Source organism: Corynebacterium sp. HMSC072D12 (assembly GCF_001813925.1).
Classification (GTDB): domain Bacteria; phylum Actinomycetota; class Actinomycetes; order Mycobacteriales; family Mycobacteriaceae; genus Corynebacterium; species Corynebacterium aurimucosum.
Genome location: NZ_KV814403.1, coordinates 34,889 through 54,823, shown reverse-complemented (window position 1 = coordinate 54,823; position 19,935 = coordinate 34,889). Strand labels below are relative to the sequence as shown.

Annotated in this window: 15 protein-coding genes; 11 read left to right on the top strand and 4 right to left on the bottom strand. The window is 62.1% G+C overall.

The window, feature by feature from the left end; all coding sequences use genetic code 11:
* The first annotated feature begins 273 nt into the window (after window positions 1-273).
* Window positions 274-732, top strand: coding sequence for a hypothetical protein (locus tag HMPREF2943_RS06750; protein ID WP_070644105.1), 459 nt, complete (start codon window positions 274-276; stop codon window positions 730-732).
* 28 nt (window positions 733-760) lie between these two features.
* Here HMPREF2943_RS06750 and HMPREF2943_RS06745 read toward each other — a convergent pair whose 3' ends face one another.
* Complete coding sequence (locus HMPREF2943_RS06745) at window positions 761-2,029, bottom strand: Rv3212 family protein (protein WP_070711156.1); 1,269 nt, start codon at window positions 2,027-2,029, stop codon at window positions 761-763.
* Window positions 2,026-3,414: a DEAD/DEAH box helicase gene (locus HMPREF2943_RS06740; RefSeq protein WP_070711155.1), complete on the bottom strand. Its 1,389-nt coding sequence runs from the start codon at window positions 3,412-3,414 to the stop codon at window positions 2,026-2,028. Before HMPREF2943_RS06740 ends, HMPREF2943_RS06745 begins: the two co-directional genes overlap by 4 nt.
* A gap of 102 nt (window positions 3,415-3,516) precedes the next feature.
* Here HMPREF2943_RS06740 and HMPREF2943_RS06735 point away from each other — a divergent pair, with 102 nt between their 5' ends.
* Genes HMPREF2943_RS06735 through HMPREF2943_RS06700 form a run of 8 tightly spaced genes read left to right on the top strand, consistent with a single transcriptional unit; the run spans window position 3,517 to window position 15,812 of the window.
* Window positions 3,517-3,738: a DUF3107 domain-containing protein gene (locus HMPREF2943_RS06735; RefSeq protein ID WP_012714903.1), complete on the top strand. Its 222-nt coding sequence runs from the start codon at window positions 3,517-3,519 to the stop codon at window positions 3,736-3,738.
* A gap of 32 nt (window positions 3,739-3,770) precedes the next feature.
* On the top strand, window positions 3,771-4,712 hold the full coding sequence (locus HMPREF2943_RS06730; RefSeq protein ID WP_070446128.1) for a DUF3152 domain-containing protein: 942 nt from the start codon (window positions 3,771-3,773) through the stop codon (window positions 4,710-4,712).
* Window positions 4,713-4,741: 29 nt separating this feature from the next.
* On the top strand, window positions 4,742-5,515 hold the full coding sequence (locus HMPREF2943_RS06725) for a hypothetical protein (protein WP_070711154.1): 774 nt from the start codon (window positions 4,742-4,744) through the stop codon (window positions 5,513-5,515).
* A 3-nt stretch (window positions 5,516-5,518) separates the two neighbouring features.
* Window positions 5,519-8,695 (top strand): ATP-dependent helicase, encoded by a 3,177-nt coding sequence (locus HMPREF2943_RS06720; protein WP_371325762.1) that lies wholly within the window; start codon window positions 5,519-5,521, stop codon window positions 8,693-8,695.
* A complete protein-coding gene (locus HMPREF2943_RS06715) occupies window positions 8,688-11,900 on the top strand; it encodes an ATP-dependent helicase (RefSeq protein ID WP_070711152.1) in 3,213 nt (1,070 codons plus the stop codon). The genes HMPREF2943_RS06720 and HMPREF2943_RS06715 overlap by 8 nt, the downstream gene beginning before the upstream one ends.
* A gap of 42 nt (window positions 11,901-11,942) precedes the next feature.
* Window positions 11,943-13,055 carry a potassium channel family protein gene (locus HMPREF2943_RS06710; RefSeq protein ID WP_070446120.1) on the top strand — a complete coding sequence of 371 codons (1,113 nt, stop codon included), beginning with the start codon at window positions 11,943-11,945 and terminating at the stop codon, window positions 13,053-13,055.
* Window positions 13,055-13,789 (top strand): NAD(+) diphosphatase, encoded by a 735-nt coding sequence (locus HMPREF2943_RS06705; RefSeq protein WP_070446118.1) that lies wholly within the window; start codon window positions 13,055-13,057, stop codon window positions 13,787-13,789. The genes HMPREF2943_RS06710 and HMPREF2943_RS06705 overlap by 1 nt, the downstream gene beginning before the upstream one ends.
* The gene (locus tag HMPREF2943_RS06700) at window positions 13,761-15,812 is read left to right on the top strand and encodes an ATP-dependent DNA helicase UvrD2 (protein ID WP_201829624.1); all 2,052 of its coding nucleotides are present in this window, start codon (window positions 13,761-13,763) and stop codon (window positions 15,810-15,812) included. Before HMPREF2943_RS06705 ends, HMPREF2943_RS06700 begins: the two co-directional genes overlap by 29 nt.
* A gap of 6 nt (window positions 15,813-15,818) precedes the next feature.
* Here the strand turns inward: HMPREF2943_RS06700 and HMPREF2943_RS06695 are convergent, their stop codons facing one another.
* Entirely contained in the window at window positions 15,819-16,649 is an 831-nt protein-coding gene (locus tag HMPREF2943_RS06695; RefSeq protein ID WP_070446114.1) for a hypothetical protein, read from the bottom strand.
* A 72-nt stretch (window positions 16,650-16,721) separates the two neighbouring features.
* Here HMPREF2943_RS06695 and HMPREF2943_RS06690 point away from each other — a divergent pair, with 72 nt between their 5' ends.
* Window positions 16,722-17,219, top strand: a complete 498-nt coding sequence (locus HMPREF2943_RS06690) for a M48 metallopeptidase family protein (RefSeq protein WP_070711151.1) — start codon at window positions 16,722-16,724, stop codon at window positions 17,217-17,219.
* Here HMPREF2943_RS06690 and HMPREF2943_RS06685 read toward each other — a convergent pair.
* Window positions 17,216-18,643 (bottom strand): zinc-dependent metalloprotease, encoded by a 1,428-nt coding sequence (locus HMPREF2943_RS06685; protein ID WP_070711150.1) that lies wholly within the window; start codon window positions 18,641-18,643, stop codon window positions 17,216-17,218. The genes HMPREF2943_RS06690 and HMPREF2943_RS06685 overlap by 4 nt on opposite strands.
* Window positions 18,644-18,736: 93 nt before the next feature.
* Between HMPREF2943_RS06685 and HMPREF2943_RS06680 the strand changes: the two genes are divergently transcribed.
* Complete coding sequence (locus HMPREF2943_RS06680; RefSeq protein ID WP_070711149.1) at window positions 18,737-19,813, top strand: YlbL family protein; 1,077 nt, start codon at window positions 18,737-18,739, stop codon at window positions 19,811-19,813.
* Window positions 19,814-19,935: the final 122 nt, after the last annotated feature.

Genomic DNA, 19,935 nt, shown 5'->3' with positions numbered 1-19,935 from the left:
AATAAATTCCGTCAATTCATATGATTGTTATGGGTTGGCCCCTGTAAGAACCCTGTCAGAAATGCTTCCACCTGCGGTGATGAGGGTAAGGTGGTGAGTGTGGTGACCTGGATCGCGTCAAATCCGGGTTCATCCCTCTGCCCCCGAAATTACGGATGGAGGAAGCCGAGGAACACCGCGGCGGAGGAGGATTAGGCTGAAGCATGTGGGTGCGCGCGGGGTAATGGCGTGGAGTCGTCCTAAGTACAGGGCTGAGAAGTAGACTAAATCTCCGTGAATAAGAAGCAGAAACAGTCCTCGACCACGCCTGCCCAAACTGAGGGAGGCCGTCCCCCGGGAACGGTGGTAGCGGCTGCCGGCATCGCCGTGCTCCAGTCCATCGCGGTAATTATCTTCGGAATCTTCCTCATCGTCCGTGAGCTAACCGGTGCTGAGAACGACTCCATGGTGTCCGATTCTGGGGCGACGGGCTTCGTCGGCCTAGGGACGGCCATCTTCATTTTTATCGTCTTCGGCTTTGTCATCGTCGCCTCGTGGGCCTTTGTTAAGGGCAAGCGCTGGGGCCGCGGAGCTATCGTGCTCGTGGAGTTTATTTTGGGTGCCATCGCCTTCCAGATGTTCAGCGGAGGCTCAGCAGCGCTCGGCGCCGTGACGCTGGCCAGCGCAGCGTTGGTGCTCTACCTGCTCATGGTGCGCCCTGAGGCAGCGCAATGGGCTGAAAGCCACTTCTAGGCAAGCTGTTTCTTAAACAACTAAGAAGTTAAGAGGCAGTGAGCGCCACGGCGGTGTTTCCACGCTGCTCGATGATGACAGTGCCCGCAAGAGTCAGCGAAATTGGACCGTTATAGCCGTCACGGTCGACGGGAATGCTGTGCTCGGTCTTTCCGGTAGCCCAGTCCACCACGTCGATCCCTTCCTCCGTGGGCACCAGTAACCGCTCGCCGACGGCGATGCCGGTGCCAACTGCCTGCTCCAGAACATGGTCCACTTTGAGCTCGGTTGGGGTAAAGAGATAAAGGCGTTCGCCGTCGAACCACGTCATGTGGTGGGGCAGATCAGCGACCGCAGGGGCGAAGGGGGAAGCGGAATTCGTGATGGCCTTCGATGGCTCCACGTCCGTGGAGGAGAGCGTTTCGCCCTCAAAGTTATAGGAGACGATACGTGGCGCATCGCCCGGCAGAAAGACCGCAGCGGCCTCCTGACCGTAGGCAATGAGACGCGCGCCTGGGTTATCAATCTCGATATCCTTGGAGATTTCAGGCGAACGCGCATCCTCTGGTGTGGCGTTGTGGATGCGCAGCCACGTGGAGTCTGGAGAATCCGGACAGGATTCGGTGACGGCCATCGTTTCGGTGCGGGTTAGTGCTGAGGAGATGGCGCAGTCTTCGTGGGGCTGGAGGTTCGGTTCTTGCTTGGCTTCGACATCGCCATATTCAACAGTGCGCACCAGGTCAGAGCGCCATAGTTCTACGCGCTCGGCGGAAACGGTCCCCACGCGGTCATTCGACACAATGGGGACCACCTGCTCGGAATTACGGGCGCTGCGGGTATCTGAGTACTGGCCGGACACCGCATCGATGGCTACCACATCGCCGCAGCCATTTCCCACGTCATAGGTGGCAACGACTTTGTTCCACGCCGTGCCGAGCGAACAGAGGTCGGCATCGCGGCGCTGGTAAGTCCAGACCGTATCGCCGGAGGTATCCGAAGCGCGGAGGGTATCGCCGTCATGGGTTATCAGCATCCCCTTCGTGGATATCGCGCGGGACTGTCCCGGCACCACAGTGTTGGGGAGGCTGAAGGATTCAGTGAGGGAGTTGGGGACGGTATCGAGAGTCTGAGTCTTGGCATCAGACGCGGCATCGACAGCGGGAGTGAGCTCCGACTTGTGGATCGGTGCCGTAATCACCGCGCCGCCAATAGCAATGGCACAGACCGCGCTGATCGCGCCCACTGCAAGCCAGTCTGCCTTGGTGGAACGCAAGATGGGAGCCTTCTTCGCAGACTCCGGGCCCTGCTCGGTGCTCATCGGCGTCCTCCTTGGCGGGGCTTGCGCGTGCGGGAACGGGTGCGGCGGGAGGCACGGGCAGATGCCGTGGAGGAACGTGGTGAGCCTCCACGCGGCGACTCCCCGCGTGAGTGAGAGCGCCGCGGTGCACCCAGCACTTTCGTGGGTGGGCCGACGGTGTCAGCAACCGTCTTTGGGATATCGAGGGCTTCCGCAAGCTCCGGGGAGGTGCTGAACCACTGCGGTGGCTCTGGCTGGCCCAAATCGAGCTCATCGTTGATGACTTGCCATTTGCCCAGCTCGTCGTAGCCGACGAGAGTGATGGCCGTGCCCGTGTGCCCCGCGCGACCAGTGCGTCCGATGCGGTGGACAAATGTCATCGGGTCATCGGGCACCTGGTAGTTGATGACGTGGGTGACATCGTCAATGTCGATGCCGCGAGCGGCGACGTCTGTGGCCACGAGAATCTCCACGGTGCCTTTCCGGAAGGCATCGAGCGAGCGTTCGCGTGCTTTTTGATCCAAATCGCCGTGGACCGCGCCCACGCGAAAGCCGCGCTGCGCCAGCTCGTCCGCGACGGCGGCGGCCGAGCGTTTCGTACGCGTGAAGATGATGGTGCGTCCGCGGCCTTCTGCCTGCAGGACCTTTCCCAAGACCGCGATCTTATCCATACGGTGTGCCTGGAAGGTGACCTTGCGCGTGGAGGCATGCGTCTGCTGGGCGTCACCAGACTCGGCGCGGATATGGACCGGCTTTTCCAGGAAGGTACGTGCCAAGGTCACGATGGGCCCAGGCATGGTGGCGGAAAAGAGCATGGTCTGGTGTGGGTTGCCGTGCAGGAGCGAGAGGATCTTCTCGATATCCGGCAAGAAGCCCAAGTCCAGCATCTCGTCGGCTTCATCCAGAACTAAAACGCTGATGTGGTCGAAAGAGAGATGCTTCTTCTGGCAGAGATCGAGCAGACGGCCTGGGGTGCCGACGACGACGTCCGCACCAGACTCAATCTCCTTGATCTGTTCTTCATAGGGGCGCCCGCCACACAGAGTGACCACTCTGAGCGGAAGGTTTGCGGCGGCGAGCTCCAGGTCCCCGCTGACCTGGATGGCCAGCTCGCGCGTCGGTGCAATGACCAGTGCGCGGGGAGTGCCGTCGAGTTCCGGGATGTCGGCGTCATCGAACACGCGATCCAGCAGCGGGACACCGAAGCCATAGGTCTTACCCATGCCGGTGCGCGCTTGGCCGATGAGGTCCTGGCCATTCAAAGCGATGGGCAGGGTGAGCTCCTGGATGGCAAAGGTGTGCGTAATCCCGTTGTCAGCGAGGGCATCGCAGATCTCTACAGCGACGCCGAGTTCGGCAAAGGTAGGGGATTCGCGGGATTCGCGGGATGATTTCGGGGCAAGCACACCTTGATAGTAGAGGACGTGGCTATAGTGGGGCCATTAGAGCGCCGGGGCGCAGTTCTCACGGCACCGATTAAAGAACACGATTTAAGGGAGACACACCACATGGATATCAAGTTTGGTTTTGCCGATACCGCCCGTGAGCTGGTTATTCACGCGGAAGGTGAGCGCGAAGAACTGACCCAGACCATCAACAACGCCTTGGCAGACAACTCCACCCTCGAATTGAAGGACACCAAGGGCCGCTCCTACATCGTGCGCACTGAGCGAGTTGTTTACGTAGAGATCGGCACTGCGCGCGCACACACCGTCGGATTTGCGGGCTAAGTACGCGCGCGCTGGCTCAGCGGGTAGCCTAAATGGCCATGGAGAATCCCGCGGATTTTAAGCAGCACCCACAGCGCCTTTCAGCGGTGGAGCGCTTCGCGCGCGAGTACGGCTGGTGGCGCGTGGTGGCGATCCCCGTCATGGTCGTCATCACTGTGTGGGTGCTGGTTGATGTTTTCCGCTCGCCCGCCCAGGAGGCGGAGGTGACGGCGGCAGGGGAGACGTCGGCAAGCAGCACAGCCGTATCCGCCTCCTCGCGTAAGGGGCCGGATCCCGCCAATGCCAGCGCGGTGGCCGCCGCCAAGGATGGTTTGCCCGCCGGCGGTGACTTCACCGAGCAAGGTGAGGAAACCTACCGCGATGCAGGGCCGTCCACCATGCACGCGGGCAAGGGCGGGAAGCAAACCATCCGCTTTTCCGTTGAGATTGAAAACGGCATCGACACCTCCGTATATGGTGGGGACGGTGCTGTCGTTGCGCTTGTTGACGCCACTCTGGCCGACCCTCGCGGGTGGACGGCCAACGGTGACTTTGAATTCATCCACGTCAAAGCCGATGACAACCCTGATACGCACATCCGTCTGACGTCCTTGGGAACCACGGCGAAGTTGTGCGGCGCGCAGTTGGAATCAGAAACCTCCTGTCACACGACCATTACGGGGGAGTCCGCGGTCAACCTCAACGAGTCTCGGTGGGTGCGTGGCGCGACGCCCTTTGAAGGAGACTTGGGCAACTACCGTCAGTACCTGATCAACCATGAGTTTGGCCATGCTATCGGTTTTGCGGCCCATCAACCCTGCGGCGGGGACGGTAAACTCGCGCCGGTCATGATGCAGCAAACGCTGAGCTTGAACAACGCCAAGCTTTTTGAGAAGGAACCCAACGAGGTTTATCCGGACGAGGATGTCACGTGCGAGCCGAACCCGTGGCCCTACCCGAACCCGGCTAATTCTGATCACGCTAAGCCCGAGTAGGTCGCCCCAAACCTAAGGATTGTTTTCCCATGCCATTGCCACCTGAGCCCGTTCTTGCCGCTTTCAACGCCGAGTTTCACCCGCGCCGAACACAGGGTGAGCTTGTGGGCCCTGCGTGGGATAACGGGATCCGCGTGGGCGATATTGTCTTCGCCGAGGCTCGGCCGTGGACTGGCTGGTCCGCCAAGGTCCGCGAGAAGCTCAGCCTGCCGGGAGCACGTATTGCCCGGCCGGTGCTGACGGCGGATGGGCGCTACACTGCTGCCGGGTGGAAAGCCACGCAGTTCGTGGAGGGGCAGTTGCGCGGGCGAATCGATGAGACTGCGCAGATGGCACTGCGCCTTGATGAAGCGCTCGAGTTGGCGCCGTTGCCGACGGTGGACCGGCGCGATGATGTGTTCGCACGGGCAGAACGGGCAGCGTGGGAGGAGAGCGGCGAGGCCTATTCCGATGCTGAGCTTGCGCAGCTCCCACTTGTCACCGCCCACATGGACGTGCTGGGTACCACGGTTTTCTCTGGGGCGAACCCGCCAGCGCTGACCGATATCGTACCTTCCGCGGCACCGCGCCCGGTTGGCTGGTCCGCCGCGCTGGTCATAGTGGATGGCCTCATCGCAGGCGCAGTGGATGATGATATTTCTGCCCGCTTTGCGTCGGTTCCCGGCATACAGCAGCTGCTCTTGCGTGCAGTGGCGTATCGCCGTTACGTCAATACCCTGCACCCGCGCTCCAAAGCAACCGTGCGTTCGAATATTGAAAGGGTCGAAGAGGCCCTCGTGTCCGCAGCATCTGACACACTATAGGGCGTGAAGTACAGCAGCGAATCCCCCATACGTACCGGCGTCACGCTTCCTCCCTCGCCGGAAGTCCGCCTCATTCCCCGAAGCCGCCGCGCCACGTCGCGCGAGTGGGATGTTCCTTTGCCACAGCAAGGTACCTGGCGGGTGCTTGGTGCGGCGGGATCAGGGGTGTCGAGCCTGCTGATCGACGTTGTCTTGGCCCAACTCAATGCTGGAGCCGATGCCTCCGGCATCCTCGTCGTCGCCCCCTCCAAGGAATCCGGCTCGTTGCTGCGCCGGGAGTTAGCAGAAAACCTCGATGACTACGCCGCACAGACTTCGATGGTGCGCTCGGTGCACTCATTGGCTTTTGCGCTTCTGCGCCACAGCAGCGAGGAGGAGCTGCGTCTCATCACTGGTGCGGAACAGGATGCAGTGATCCGTGAGCTGCTGCAGGGCCATGCGGCCGATCGCCGGGGCGCGTGGCCAGAGGAGATGCGCCCGGCCCTGGAGTATGTGGGCTTTGCGCGCCAATTGCGTGATTTGTTGCTGCGCGCCATCGAACGGGGGCTGGGCCCGACGGACTTGGAGGAGCTGGGACAACGCTACGGCCGGCCCATGTGGGTTGCTGCCGGAGACTTCCTGCGCGAGTATGAGCGCACTCAAGCGCTGGCGGGTTCGCATTCCTATTCCGCTGCGGAGCTGGTCAGCCAAGTGCTTTTGCGCCCAGAGCTGTTGCGCGAGCACCCGTGGCACACCATCGTGGTCGATGACGCGCAGTTGCTGGACCCGACCTCCGGCCAGCTGATCGCGGAGCTGGCGAAAACTGCACGCCTCACCGTGATCGGCGGTGACCCCGACCAAGCGGTCTTCGCCTTCCGTGGTGCTAATTCGGAATTCCTCACCACCTGGAAAGCAGAGAACGAACTTCGCCTAAGTTCTACGTACCGCAGGCCGTCCCCGGCGTGCGTGAGCGTCGTGGATTCCCGCGGCACCTTGCGTGATGTCCTGGCCAATACGGTTCGCCGCCGGCACTTAGAAGACGGCGTGGACTGGCGTGATATCGCAGTGATCGTGCGCTCTACCGGGGATATTGGATCGGCCCGTCGCACGCTGCTTTCTGCTGGCGTGCCGGTGCACATCAACCCCACGGACGTGGTGCTCGCTGAGCAGCGCTTGGTCAAAGCAGTACTTCTGGCTTTGCGTGCTCTGGAAAATGAGCTTGAGCCCGTGGAGCTCGAGGACCTGATTACAGGTCCCGTGGGCGGCGCTGATCCGGTGACTCTGCGGAGGCTCATCCGCGGCCTGCGCCGTTGGAAGCCGGAGCAGCGCGGAATGAATACACTGCGGGAGTTGCTGGACGGTGAGTTGCCGGACTTCAATAACCTCCTCACCGAGCGCGAGGAAGCGATTTTGGCGCGTATTCGCGGGGTGCTGTCTGCCGGGCGCGCGGCCTTGCAGCAAGGCGCTGCTGTTGAGGAAGTCCTGTGGGAAGTGTGGCAAGCCACCGGTTTGGATACACGCCTACAGGCAGCAGCCCTGCGCGGCGGTGCCGCGGGTTCGCAGGCGGACCGTGACTTGGACGCGATGATGGCCTTGTTCGACGCCGCCGGCGATTACGCCGAGCGTCGTCCGGCGGCGTCGTTGGAGTCCTTCATTCTGCACATCACGGAGCAAGAACTGCCCACCGGCGTGCGGGATCGCCGCTCGGCCTTGCCCAATGCAGTAGAAATCCTCACCGCGCACGGCGCAGTGGGGCGCGAGTGGGACACCGTCATCGTGGCGGGCGTTCAGGAAGGAACATGGCCCTCGGTAGGGGAGACCGGCTCTCTTTTTGGGCAAGAAGATCTCATCGATGTGCTGGATCGCGGCATCACTCCCGGCACCCCAGTCAGCCACGTGTCGGGGCGCTTGGCGGAGGAGCGCCGTCTCTTCCACGTGGCCACTACCCGTCACCGGCAACGGCTGCTCATCGTGGCGGTGGACTCACCGGAGAGCGATGTCGTGGAAGAACCCTCGCGTTTCATCGACGAGTTCCTTTCCGCTCGCGGCGTTGATGTTCCCGGCGCACAAGCGCGCCGGGAGGCGGGCAAGCGCCTCGCACGCCAGGCCTGGCCACGTGAGTTGGGCCTCGAGGTGCCGGAGCCGAATCCGGTGACGCTGCCCAGTGCTGCTAGTGGGGAGGAAGAGCTCGATCCTCTCGATGTCTCCGTACTCTCGGTGCCCGCGTTTGTGGCGCAACTGCGCCGTTGTGCAACTGATCCGGAGACCAATGAGGCGGAACGTTCCCAGGCGGTCCGGCAGTTGGCCCGTTTGGCGGAGGCTGGGGTCCCTGGGGCGCATCCGGATCAGTGGTGGGCCGCGCGCGGCGTGGCTTCGGAATTGCCGCTGCGTGGTTCGAGCACGGTGTCGCCATCCCGGGTCGATGCCTTGCTCACGTGTCCGCTCAACGCGGTGCTCGGGCAGCTCGTGGAGGATGATTTTGCGAACATCAACCTGCTACGTGGTAATTTGGCGCATGCTTTTTTGGAAGCGCTGGGGCGCGGTGCTGCCGCCGAGCCTGCGAAGCGGCTTGTGCTCGATGCCTTCGATGCGCTTGTGGAGGGGCCAGCGTGGCATCGCGAGGCTGAGCATGCGGACTTCGAGCGCCTTATCGACCGCACTCATAGTTGGGTGCTCTCGAGCGCGACATCACTTGAACCCGTTGGTGTTGAGGTTCCCGTCAGCGTGGACATCGGCTCCGATGTCACCATTCGCGGGTTCATTGACCGGTTGGCGAAGGCCGGGGAAGACTATGTCGTGGTGGATCTCAAGACGGGGACAAAAGTCCCGTCGGCGGCCCGCGCCCAAGACAATACCCAGCTCATGACATATCAGTTGGCGCTAGCACACGGCGCGCTTGTTACAGCACCCGCGGAACCTGGCGGCGAGTCGCAGGCTGTGTCTATCCGGACCGGTGATGGCCTGCCGCGTGGCGGAGGTGTTCTGGTGTATCCGCGCTCCAGTACTGCCGCCGTGTCCACCCGGGAGCAAGCCACCAAGCCTCCTGAAGAGCTCGAAGAATTTGCGCAGTCGCTGCCCGCACTCGTGGCTGAGCTGCGTGGTCCGGACCTGACCGCACGTGAAAACGCTGATTGTGATCGCTGCCCGATCCGCTCTATCTGCCCTGTGATGAATGAAGGAGGTCTGGTGACCGATGCCTAAGAATCCCGCTCAACACTTCAGCCCTGAGGAGCTGGCTGCCGCGCTGGGCAAGCCCTTTCCGCCCACCCCGGAACAGGCCGCCGTTATTGATGGCCCGCTTGGACCGAAGCTCGTCGTGGCCGGCGCAGGCGCTGGTAAGACGGAGACGATGGCCTCGCGTGTTGTATCGCTCGTGGCCAATGGGCTCGTGCGGCCTGAGCAAGTCCTTGGCCTAACCTTTACCCGCAAGGCAGCCCAGCAACTAGAGCAGCGCATCCGCCGCCAGCTGCTAACCCTGCGTTCCTCTGGAATCCTTGCCCCGGGCAGCCCAGCGGCAGAAGCAGTGGAAAATATCGCGCCAAACGTGTCCACCTATGACTCTTATGCGGGCGATCTTGTCCGCGAGTACGGCCTGCTCATGCCGGTCGAGCCGAATGCCCGCATCATCACCGAGGCGGAACGCTATGCCATCGCCCACGAGGTGGTCAGCAATTACTCGGGTTCGCTCAGCACAGATAATGCGGTGGCCACGGTCACCGCTATCTTGCTCAAGCTCGCGGAAACGATGGACGGAGAGCTTAAGAATCCGCAGGATCTCTATGAGCACGAGGACATCTTCCGCAAGACCGCTGAGGACCTAGAAAAGAGCAAGAGGACCAAAGGCGAGTTCGGCAAGGACTTGCAGAAATACCTGGATACCCAACGCCTGCGCCTGGAGTACCTGCCCTTGGTGGAAGCTCTCAAGAAGGAACAAGCGGAGCGCGGGGTCATCACTTTCGGTGAGCAGATGTCCATCGCCGCCACGCTGGCCAAGAACTTCCCGCTCTTAGGCGAGCAACAAAGCGCGCGCTACCGCGTCATCATGCTGGATGAGTACCAAGACACCTCCCATGCGCAGCGCATCTTGCTGCGCTCGCTCTTCGGTGGCGAGCGTGAGGGTCTATCAGTTACTGCGGTGGGTGACCCCATGCAGTCCATCTATGGCTGGCGTGGCGCGACGGCGGAAAACCTGGAAGCTTTTGTCACAGACTTTCCGCAGCCGGACGGCACCCCGGCCCCGAAGGACCAACTCACCACCTCCTGGCGTAATCCCTCGACGGTACTCAGCTTGGCTAATGACGTGGCGTCGAAGCTCTTCTCCTCAAGCCCCGGCGAGCGCCCAGTAGATGAGCTGTCGCCCAAGCCCACGGCGCCGGCCGGCAAGGTAGAGCTGGGCTATTTCGCTTCTGAGGACGAGGAGCGCGCTTTCATCGCTGAGCATCTCCGCCAGCTTTATGAGTCCACGCCGGAAGGCGAGGATTTCAATGCCGCCGTACTCGTGCGCACCAATAAGCAATCGCCGTTGATCGCCGCTGCCTTGGATGAGGTCGGTGTGCCCAACGAGATCTTCGGCCTCGGTGGACTTCTCTGGCAGCCGGAGATCCAAGATCTTGTGGCGGTAGCCACGCTTTTGGTGCGTCCACAAGACACCGCCGCGGCGCTGCGTGTGCTGACCGGACCGATGTGCGGTCTGGGCATCGCCGATATCCAGGCGCTGCATTCGCGTCAGCGTAATCTCGCCGGCGCCACCGAAGGCCGCACGCGGTGGGAAGGCGGTGATCCCCTGGCGCACCTAGCCGCCCAGGTTGAGGAGATTACCGCGGAGGGGCCGGACCAGGTGCTGGGGCTTGCCGACGCCCTCGCAGACCTCGGCGAACGCGATCGCTACAGCACCGAAGGCTTGGAGCGCATGGAGGAGGTCTCCTCTAAGCTGCGCTACCTCCGTACCTATTCTTTGGGCAAGACTCTCAACGACATCGTGGCCGATATTGAGCTTCTCTTCGGCTTGCGCACCGAAGTCCTCGCCTCAGGCAAGCCGGGCGGGGCAACGCACCTCGACGCCTTCGCCGACTTTGTCGCGGGCTTCCACGGTGATGGCTTGGCTGGCCTTTTGGACTATCTTGAGTTGGCTAAGGAGAAGGAAGACGGGCTCGAGCTGGGAGAGGTCCCGCTTGTGCGCAACCGCGTGCAGATCATGACGGTGCACAAGGCCAAGGGCTTGGAATGGGAACACGTCTGCGTGGCGCATGCGGATTCCTCGAGCTACAAGGCGCAGGCGGAGACCTTCCTGACCAAGATCGAAAAGGCCCCAGGTGACGAGGACGTCATCGATGTGCCCGAGGATGCGGTGACGCGCTCTGACTTTGATAAGGCGTGCACGGCTTTCAAAGAACAGAACCGCGAGTTCCAAGCAGAGGAAGCGGCGCGTCTTTTCTACGTGGCCATGACCCGCACCGAGTCCACGCTGACGGTGACTGGTTCCGGCACGAATAGACTCAAGGGAAAGAGCAAGAAGGGCCCCTATTCCTACCTGCAGTTATTAGCGGATAAGCATCCGGAGCTGATTGTCCATTGGGATATCCCCGACATCCCTGTGGAAGAGGAGGAAGGAGGTGCAGTTGAGGCCTCTTTCCCTTCTTTGAACCCGCAGTCGGAAGCGCTGCAGGCAGCAGAGGCGGTACGCGCGGCAATGGAGAACCTCCCTCCGCTGCGCGATGGCGAAGTCTTCGGTCTCTGGGAACAAGAGGCGAGCGCGCTCATTGAAGAGCACAAAGCGCTGCAGGCCCCGGTGGTCGATGTAGAACTACCCGGCGAGCTGACGGCCTCTGACATGGTGGCCATGTCGGCAGACCCCACCCAATTCGCACGCCGCCAGCGCCGCCCCATCCCCTTCAAACCTAATTCCTACGCCAAGCGCGGCACTGCTTTCCACGCGTGGCTGGAGGATCGTTTCGGCGCGCCTGCCTTGCTGGGGGAGGATGAGCTGCCCGGTTCTCACGATGAACCGGACCACGACTTGGAGTCCCTCAAGGAGTCCTTCCTAGCTTCGGAGTGGGCACAGCGCACGCCGGCTTTCGTAGAGGCCCCCTTCGAGATCACCATTGGCGATTCCGTCGTCCGCGGCCGCATGGATGCGGTATTCCAACAGCCGGATGGCTCGTGGCTCATCGTGGACTGGAAGACTGGCCGCCGCCCCCAGGGTGCTGCTCTGTACTCGGCGCAGATTCAGCTCGCCGTCTACGCGGAGGCATGGCGGCGCATCCATGGCGTGGAGACTGTCCGCGCGGCTTTCTTCTACGTGCATGAGAACTATCTTTTGGAGCCGGAGGACTTGCCCACCGGGCCACGGTTGGCTGAGCTTTTAAGCTCTGCAGTTTCCACGTCACCAGGGTTGAGTCTAAGGTAGTCTCACGAGGAAATCCGCATCATCTAGGGAGGTTGGCGCTTCGTGCCCAAGCACTTAGGCAAACGCATTACGTCGCGTTTCTTGTCGCAGGTAGAGCTGACCTCGCAGCCTGACCATGCGCTGCTTGACGTCATCACGATTCCGCGTACCGCGAGCACCAGCCCGTGGAAGCAACTGGCGCGCCGAGTTATCTGGGCTATGGGGCTGATGGTCTTTGTCACCATCATCGTCTTTTTCGACGGTGATGGCTACAGCGAAGACCTGTCCTTCCTCGATGCCGCCTACTATTCAGCGGTGTCGTTGACCACTGTGGGCTATGGCGATATCGTTCCCGTCACCCCCACCGCGCGCTTCATCAACCTCATTATCGTTACCCCGGCCCGCCTGCTCTTCCTTGTTTTGTTGGTCGGTGCTACCTTGTCGGTTCTGACGGATCGAGCCCGCCGCACCTTTGAAATCCAGAATTGGAGAAAGCAATTGCGTAACCACACCGTTGTCATCGGCTATGGCACTAAGGGCGCTGGTGCGGTCGCCGCCCTCATCGCCGATGACGTTCCCGCCTCCCAAATCGTGGTTGTTGACAACAACCGCGCGGCCCTAGCCAGCGCCGAGCACCACGGCCTCGTCACCATTTACGGCTCCGGAACCAAGCAAGACGTGCTGCGCATCGCCGGCGCGCAGCACGCCTCGTCGGTGGTGGTGACTCCGTCCACGGACGATACCGCGGTGCTGTGTACCTTGTCCGTGCGCGAGCTCAACCCCAAGGCCAAGGTGGTCGCTTCCGTGCGTGAATCCGAGAACCGCCACCTACTCCTCCAATCCGGTGCCGATTCGGTGGTCACCTCCGCAGAGACCGCCGGACGTCTCCTGGGCCTAGCCACCGTGACACCGACGGTGGTGGAGATGATGGAGGACCTCCTCTCGCCGAACGAGGGCTTTTCCGTGGCCGAGCGTGCGGTGCGCGAATTCGAAGTGGGCTCCAATCCACGTCACCTCGCCGACATTGTTCTGGCGGTTCTGCGCAACAACGAGCTACACCGTGTCGATACGGCAGACGCGTATGCACTCAAGCCTGGTGACCGCCTGCTCTATATCAAGCATGAGATGCAGCAGGCTGCGGAAGATACCGATGAAGACGAGGATGAAGGCAACTAATGTTCCTGCCCGTCACCGAGACTGGCCTTGTCCCGGTATCGCCACAAGGCCAGCCGGTCTTTCTGGCTAAGCCGGCGGGGGAGATCGTGGTTGCGGCCGGGGATATTCACGCTTTCCTGGTGGAGTCCGAGGCCGCCGAGCGGCTCGGTACACTGCGCGATGCCACCTTCTTTAACGGTCAGCGCGACATTCTCAAAGCCCTGCATCTGATCCGTAACCGTCGGGAAGCGCGCTTTGATCCACGCACTGGGCGGGAGCTGTCCTACCCTGCGCCAGGGGGCGTGGGACATGATGGCGAACGCCTCGTCTTTCCCCGCTTGGATCCCGCCGTCATCGGCATCATTCACCACGCGGAGTCGGACCGTATCCTGCTGGCTCGCAACCGTCACCGTCCAGGATTCTTTTCACTCATCGCCGGCTATGTCGATCCCGGCGAGACCCTTGAAGAAGCGATGATCCGCGAGGCACTGGAGGAAACCGGTCGTCGCGTTGAGTCAGTTTCCTATTGGGGCTCGCAGCCCTGGCCGCCTAGTGGCTCTTTGATGGTGGGCTTTTCCGCGGTCACGGAGGATGTCCAGCCCGTGTGCGATACTGACGAAGAGCTCGCAGAAGTGCGGTGGGTGTCCCGCGCTGAGCTGCCAGAACTGACCATTGCCCGCAAGGGTTCAATTGCACACACGATGATTATGGAGTGGTTCCACGGTGATGAGACCGGATCTGTCCCTGCTCGATGAAGACCAGCGAGCCGCAGCCACGGCGCCGCGCGGCCCAGTCTGCATCCTGGCGGGTGCCGGAACGGGTAAGACCCGCACGATTACCTATCGCATCGCTCACATGGTGGACCAGGGTTTCGTCAACCCGCAGCGCGTTCTGGCCGTCACCTTCACCTCTCGCGCCGCGAGTGAAATGCGCGAGCGGCTCAACCAGATGGGCGTTGGGGGAGTACAAGCCCAAACCTTTCACGCCGCAGCGCGCCGGCAGTTGAAGTACTTTTGGCCGCAGGTTGCTGGGGATCTGCCCTGGCAGCTCATAGACAACAAGTTCAGCCTGGTCGGCCGCGCGGTCCGCTCGCTTGGCCTGGACAACAACAAGGACACGATTCGTGATTTCCTGGGGGAAATCGAATGGGCAAAGTCTTCACTGATTAGCCCCGAGGGCTATCCCGGTGTCATCGAATCCACGGACCGCGAGGCGCCGGGGGATCCGGCCAAGGTGGCGGAGGTCTTCCGCCGCTATGAGGACATGAAGGCCACCCCGGATCTCATGTACCTCGATTTTGATGACTTGCTCATGCACATCGCCGGCGCCATCGAGAACGTGCCTGCGGTGGCGGAGGTCTTCCGTGAGCAGTACCGAACCTTTGTGGTGGACGAGTATCAAGACGTCACCCCCTTGCAGCAGCGAGTACTGGAGGCCTGGTTGGGGGAGCGCGATGACCTGACGGTCGTGGGCGATGCCAACCAGACCATCTATTCCTTCAACGGTGCTTCCCCGGAGTATCTGCTGAATTTTTCCCGCACCTACCCGCAGGCCACCGTGGTCAAGCTGCAGCGAGACTACCGCTCCACCCCGCAAGTGACGGACCTGGCTAACGAGGTCATCTCGAAGGCCACGGGCCGCGCGGCGGGGACCCGCCTGGAGTTGCAGGGCATGCGCGAGCCTGGACCCGAGCCCACGTTTAAGGCCTATGAGTCTGAGGAGATTGAGGCCAAGGAGGTCGCGGGCCAGGTTCTGACCCTGCTGAACCAGGGAGTGAAGGCTTCCGAAATCGCAATTCTTTACCGCATCAACGCGCAATCAGAGCAGTTTGAGCAGGCGCTTGCTGACGCTGGAGTGGTTTACCAAGTCCGCGGTGGCGAAGGCTTCTTCCGCCGCCCAGAGATTTTAGAGGCCATCCGCGTGCTCATCGCTGCCACGCGCCGCGATGATTTGCCGAATGATCCGGTGGCTGTGGCACGTGCGGCCTTCGTGGAGCTGGGGCTGTCCGCCACGGAACCGCAGGGTGCGCAGGCCCGCGAGCGCTGGCAGTCGCTCACGGCCTTGGTGGACCTCATCGCGCAGATCGTGGAGGACCACGAGGGGATAGACCTGCCTGGCGTGCTAGGAGAGCTGCACCGCCGCTCCGAAAACAAGCACAACCCCACGATGGAGGGCGTGACCCTCGCTACCATTCACGCTGCCAAGGGCCTGGAGTGGGATGCGGTGTTCCTCGTAGGTCTCACCGAAAAACTCCTGCCCATTAACCACGCCATCAAAGCCGGCGATGAACACGTGGAGGAGGAGCGCCGCCTCTTTTACGTGGGTATTACCCGTGCACGCGAGCACCTAGCCTTGTCGTGGGCGCTGGCTAAGACCACTGGTTCGCGGGCCTCACGTGAGCGAACCCGCTTCCTGGACGGCGTGGTCCCGGGAATCGAGGAAAGCCAGTCCTCGAACCGTCGCTATCGCCCGCGCCGTTGCCGAGTGTGCTCGGGGCAGCTCAGCAGCCCGGCAGAGAAGGTCCTCGGCCGCCACGAGTGGTGCGAGTATGAGGGTGATGAGGATGTCTTCAACGCGCTGCGCGCGTGGCGGGCGTCGGTGGCGAAGGACTCTCAGGTTCCTGCCTACGTCGTCTTTTCTGATGCCACCCTGCAAGCGATTTCGGAGGCTCTTCCAGCCAACGAGGCGGAGCTGCTGGATATCTCCGGGGTGGGCCCCTCCAAGCTGGAGCGCTATGGCGCGGAGGTTCTGCAGATCATTGCTTCTTCCCGCGGCTAAGAGGAACTAAGAAGCAGCGCAGTACGTGCAGCGAGGATGTTCCATGAGAAGCCTCCGTTGCTCTAGGCCGTAGAGGTCTATCTCCGTGAGTTCGCCGGCGAGCGGCTTGCCACCGGGCGCTCCTGGCGGGGCCGGCCTTCCCAAGAGCCGGCGAATAATCACCACTGCATGCATCACTATCGCAGTGCGCACGATGGGGTCGCCCGGCGCTTCCACTGTCGCGGCGCGGTGGGCCACCTCGTGCCATAGCTCGTCTGATTCGATGCGGTGCAGATGCGCGCACAGCGGGCAGGGGCCAGCCCCGTCGATGCGAACTGGTCCGATGATGCCGCGGGCATCGATCATAGATACCGGCAACCAGGTGGCTGGGGAATTGCGCAGGGCTTGTGCCCATTCCGTGGCGCCATCCAGCATGTCGACAGCCACGATAGGCAGGTGCCCGGCCACGTTTGCGATGTACTCGGCAGGGGTTTCGCTGTGGAGAGGAGAGCGTGGTTGGAAGGAATCACCAAGCAGGACGTCGCGCAGCTCATTGGCCAGGGCGGAGGTCCCCAGCACAGCCACACGCTGCGGCCGGGGCGCCGGCCACAAAACTCGGTAGCTAATCAGATCCTCCACCAAGCTGCGGGCAGCTGAGGGGCTCATGCCCGTATTCTCAATGGATTTTTCAATAGTTTGTCGGGTCAGCGGCGTGCGCAGCCTGTTGAGCAAGCCCGCCAGCTGCGGGTGGGCTTCAAACACGCCGACGCGCGTGGCATCCATCCCGCACTGGAGCATTCCGGGTTCGCGCTTAAGAATCGTGGTTTCCGGCGCCAGCATGTACGTCTGTGCACTCAAGACTGTCCTCCCCGTTGTGCCCCACCCCAGGTGTGTGTAGACACCATTGCACCACAGGTAGAATGCCCTGTCATGTCGAGCAATCCCGAGGTACGTGTCATCCGTTCGGCACGGCGCCGTCGCACCGTCCAAGCCCGCGTGGTCGACGGTGTTCTGGAGGTGCGCATCCCCGCGTGGATGTCAGCGGCGGAAGAGCGCGAAGCGGTGGATGGCATCGTGGCGAAGGTGCGCAAAAAGCACACCTCTTCGCAGCTTTCCGACGATTCCCTGGCCGACCGCGCCCGCACACTGAATGCCCGCTTTTTGGCGGGCCGCGCCACGGTGGGTTCCATCCGGTGGGTGAGTAACCAAAAATCCCGCTGGGGCAGCTGCACTACCTCAACGGGCGATATTCGGATTTCTGACCGGCTGCAGGACGTCCCCGACTATGTGCTCGACGCGGTCATCATCCACGAGTTAACGCACACCTTCATCCCGGGTCATGGTCCGGACTTCTGGGAGTGGGCTGACCGCGCGCCCAAAGCCGAGCGCGCGAAAGGATATCTTGAGGCTTACCAGCGTTTCCGCTAGTTCTCTTCGCCCGGCTTGTCCTCTTTATTGTCGTCGCCGTCGGCGTCTGTGTCCTCGCCAGCGCTGTCGCCGGTGTTATCGCTGGCATCGCCCCCGGCATCCTGCTGGCGGAGCATCTCCTCCAGCTTGGAGAACTCCGCTTCAAAGCCCTCATCAGGGGTGTCATCGAGCAAACCGTCGATGAAGGACGCAGGGTTCTCCAGGTGCTCGGCCGTGGGCAGAAGATCCGGGTGGTCCCAGGCGGAGTCACGTTTGTCGGCGCCCACCGCGACGGTGGCGCGGCGCCAGAGTTCAGCGGCGGCCTCCACCTTCGGGGCATTGAGCTCGATGCCGACGACCTGGGAGAAGGCCTTCTCTGCGGAGCCGCCAGTGGAGCGGCGGTGCGCCCACGCCTCGGTCATTGCCTTCGTGGACGGGATGCGCTCTCCCAGGGCCTCGGTCACCACGTGTTCAACCCATCCCTCGACGAGTGCTAAGAGGGTCTCCAGACGAGAAGCCGCGACTGCGTTGCGGGAGGTGATCCGCGGGGATAAGTCCATGCCCTGTAGCTTGCTCATCGCGTCCTGGATGGCCTCAGGGTCACCGGATTCCAGGTTGAGCTCGCGGGTAGCTTCCTCGATATGGGAGGTATCGATAACCAAGCCCATGGCGTATTCCTCAACGGAGGAGACGAGGCGCTCGACCAACCACGGCACATGCTTGAACAGGCGCTGGCGGGCGGCTTCACGGGCACCGATATAGACCAGCACTTCTTGGCCCGGAACGTTGAGATCGCGCGCAATGGCCTGGATATTGTGCGGCAGGAGTGCAGTGGTGCCTGCGGGGGAGACAGGCAAGCCGAAGTCAGAACCGGTCAATGCCTGCGCAGCCAGATCACCCAGCGCGTGGCCCAGCTTCATGCCGAAGTTCATGCCGGACATCGAGTTCATCATCGAGGTCATCGGGCCCATCATCTCGCGGGCTTCCTCCGGCAGGGATTCCAGCTGCGCGGAGTTCATGTGCTCCGCAACCGGGGTGACCATGCGCTGCCACATCGGCAGCGTCTCATCCAGCCACTGCGCGGAATTCCACGCGGTGACGGTGCCGGATGCGGTGGGCAGGATCGTGGCATCATCTAGCCACAGTTCTGCCAGCCGCACGGCTTCTTGCACAGCGGTGCGGTCCTGCTCGCTGACCTCTTTATCGCGGGAGATTTGCTGGTGCGCGATGCGCTTGGCCAAGTCATAGTTGACCGGGCCGGAACCCTCCGGGGAGTTCATGGAGGAACCCATGCCGGAGAGCATCTGGCCGAACTGATTCAACAGGTCTCCTAGGCCACCGTTGCCTGCGCTGAAGCCGAAGGCGCCGAACGGGTTCTGGTCGCGACGATCGTTGTCATCGTCATCGTCGTTATTGGGGAAGGAAAAACCGAATCCGTTGCTCATGGACCCCAATCTACTAGGTTTCCTAGCGCGGATTCTAGGACCACGGCAACGCTGAGAGCGAACAAGCTCCACAAGGCTGTAGGCTGATCCTCCGTGAAAACTCCGCAGAACCCCCGAACCCGCCGCTTGTCCACTTTGACGTGGGGAGCCATCCCGGTGGTGCTGACGGGAGCCCTGCTCAGCATCGACCACATTCCCGGCACCGATATCACCTTGTCGGTGCCTTATGCCGCCGAGGGGCCAGGTCCTACCGTGGATACCCTGGGCGAGGTGGATGGGGAACCCGTCGTCAACGTCGAAGCTCCGGACACGTTCCAGCCGGAGGGGCAGCTCAACATGACGACGGTCTCCGTGCGCACCAACATGACGCTGGCCCAGGCCCTGGGGCGGTGGTTGTTGACGGATGACACCATCGTCCCCATCGAGAATGTTATCCCGCAGGGCAAGACAGATAAGGAGGTCCAGGAGGCCAATCAACAGGCCTTTACCCAGTCTGAGTCGGCGGCCACGGTCGCCGCCATGGACTATCTGGACAAACCGGTGAGAATCGAGGTGGCACAAGTACTCGATGACGGCCCCGCAGCAGGCGCGCTTGACGACGCCGACATTATCACCACCGTCAACGGTGACAAGGTCACGGAGCCTGGCCAAGTGCAAGAGAAGATTCGTGCTCTTCAGCCTGGCGATGAGGTGGAGCTAGGCATTGTTCGCAAGGGCAAGGAAAAAACTGTCGGGGTCACCCTCGGCTCCCACCCCGAGCAGGAGGACGTGGCCCTGCTAGGCATCCTTATGACCTCGGTTCCCACCGAGGACATCACGGTGGATTACAACCTGCAGGACGTCGGCGGCCCCTCGGCCGGCATGATGTTTACCTTGGCGGTGATTGACAAGCTCTCTAGCGAAGATCTCACCGGCGGCCGGTTTGTCGCCGGCACCGGCACTATAGGTGAGGACGGCGAGGTCGGCCCCATCGGTGGCATCGTCCACAAGGTTCACGCAGCGCAGGAAGCGGGTGCGGAGCTCTTCCTCGCACCTGCAGATAATTGCGCGGAGGCGGTCAGCCGTGGCAGCGGCGACATGGTGGTGGCCAAAGTTCATACACTGGATGATGCCATCGAAGCCATGCACGACTTTGCCGAGGGAAGCCCCGTCGAGACCTGCGAAGGCTAAGTACGTAGGACTAGCACTGCCCAAACTCGCCGCCCAGAGTGGAACTCGTTCACACCCAAGATCCGTAGCGCCGCTCAATGAAGTCGAACTAAACCCAAGACGCTTCAGACATTACAGGGGTC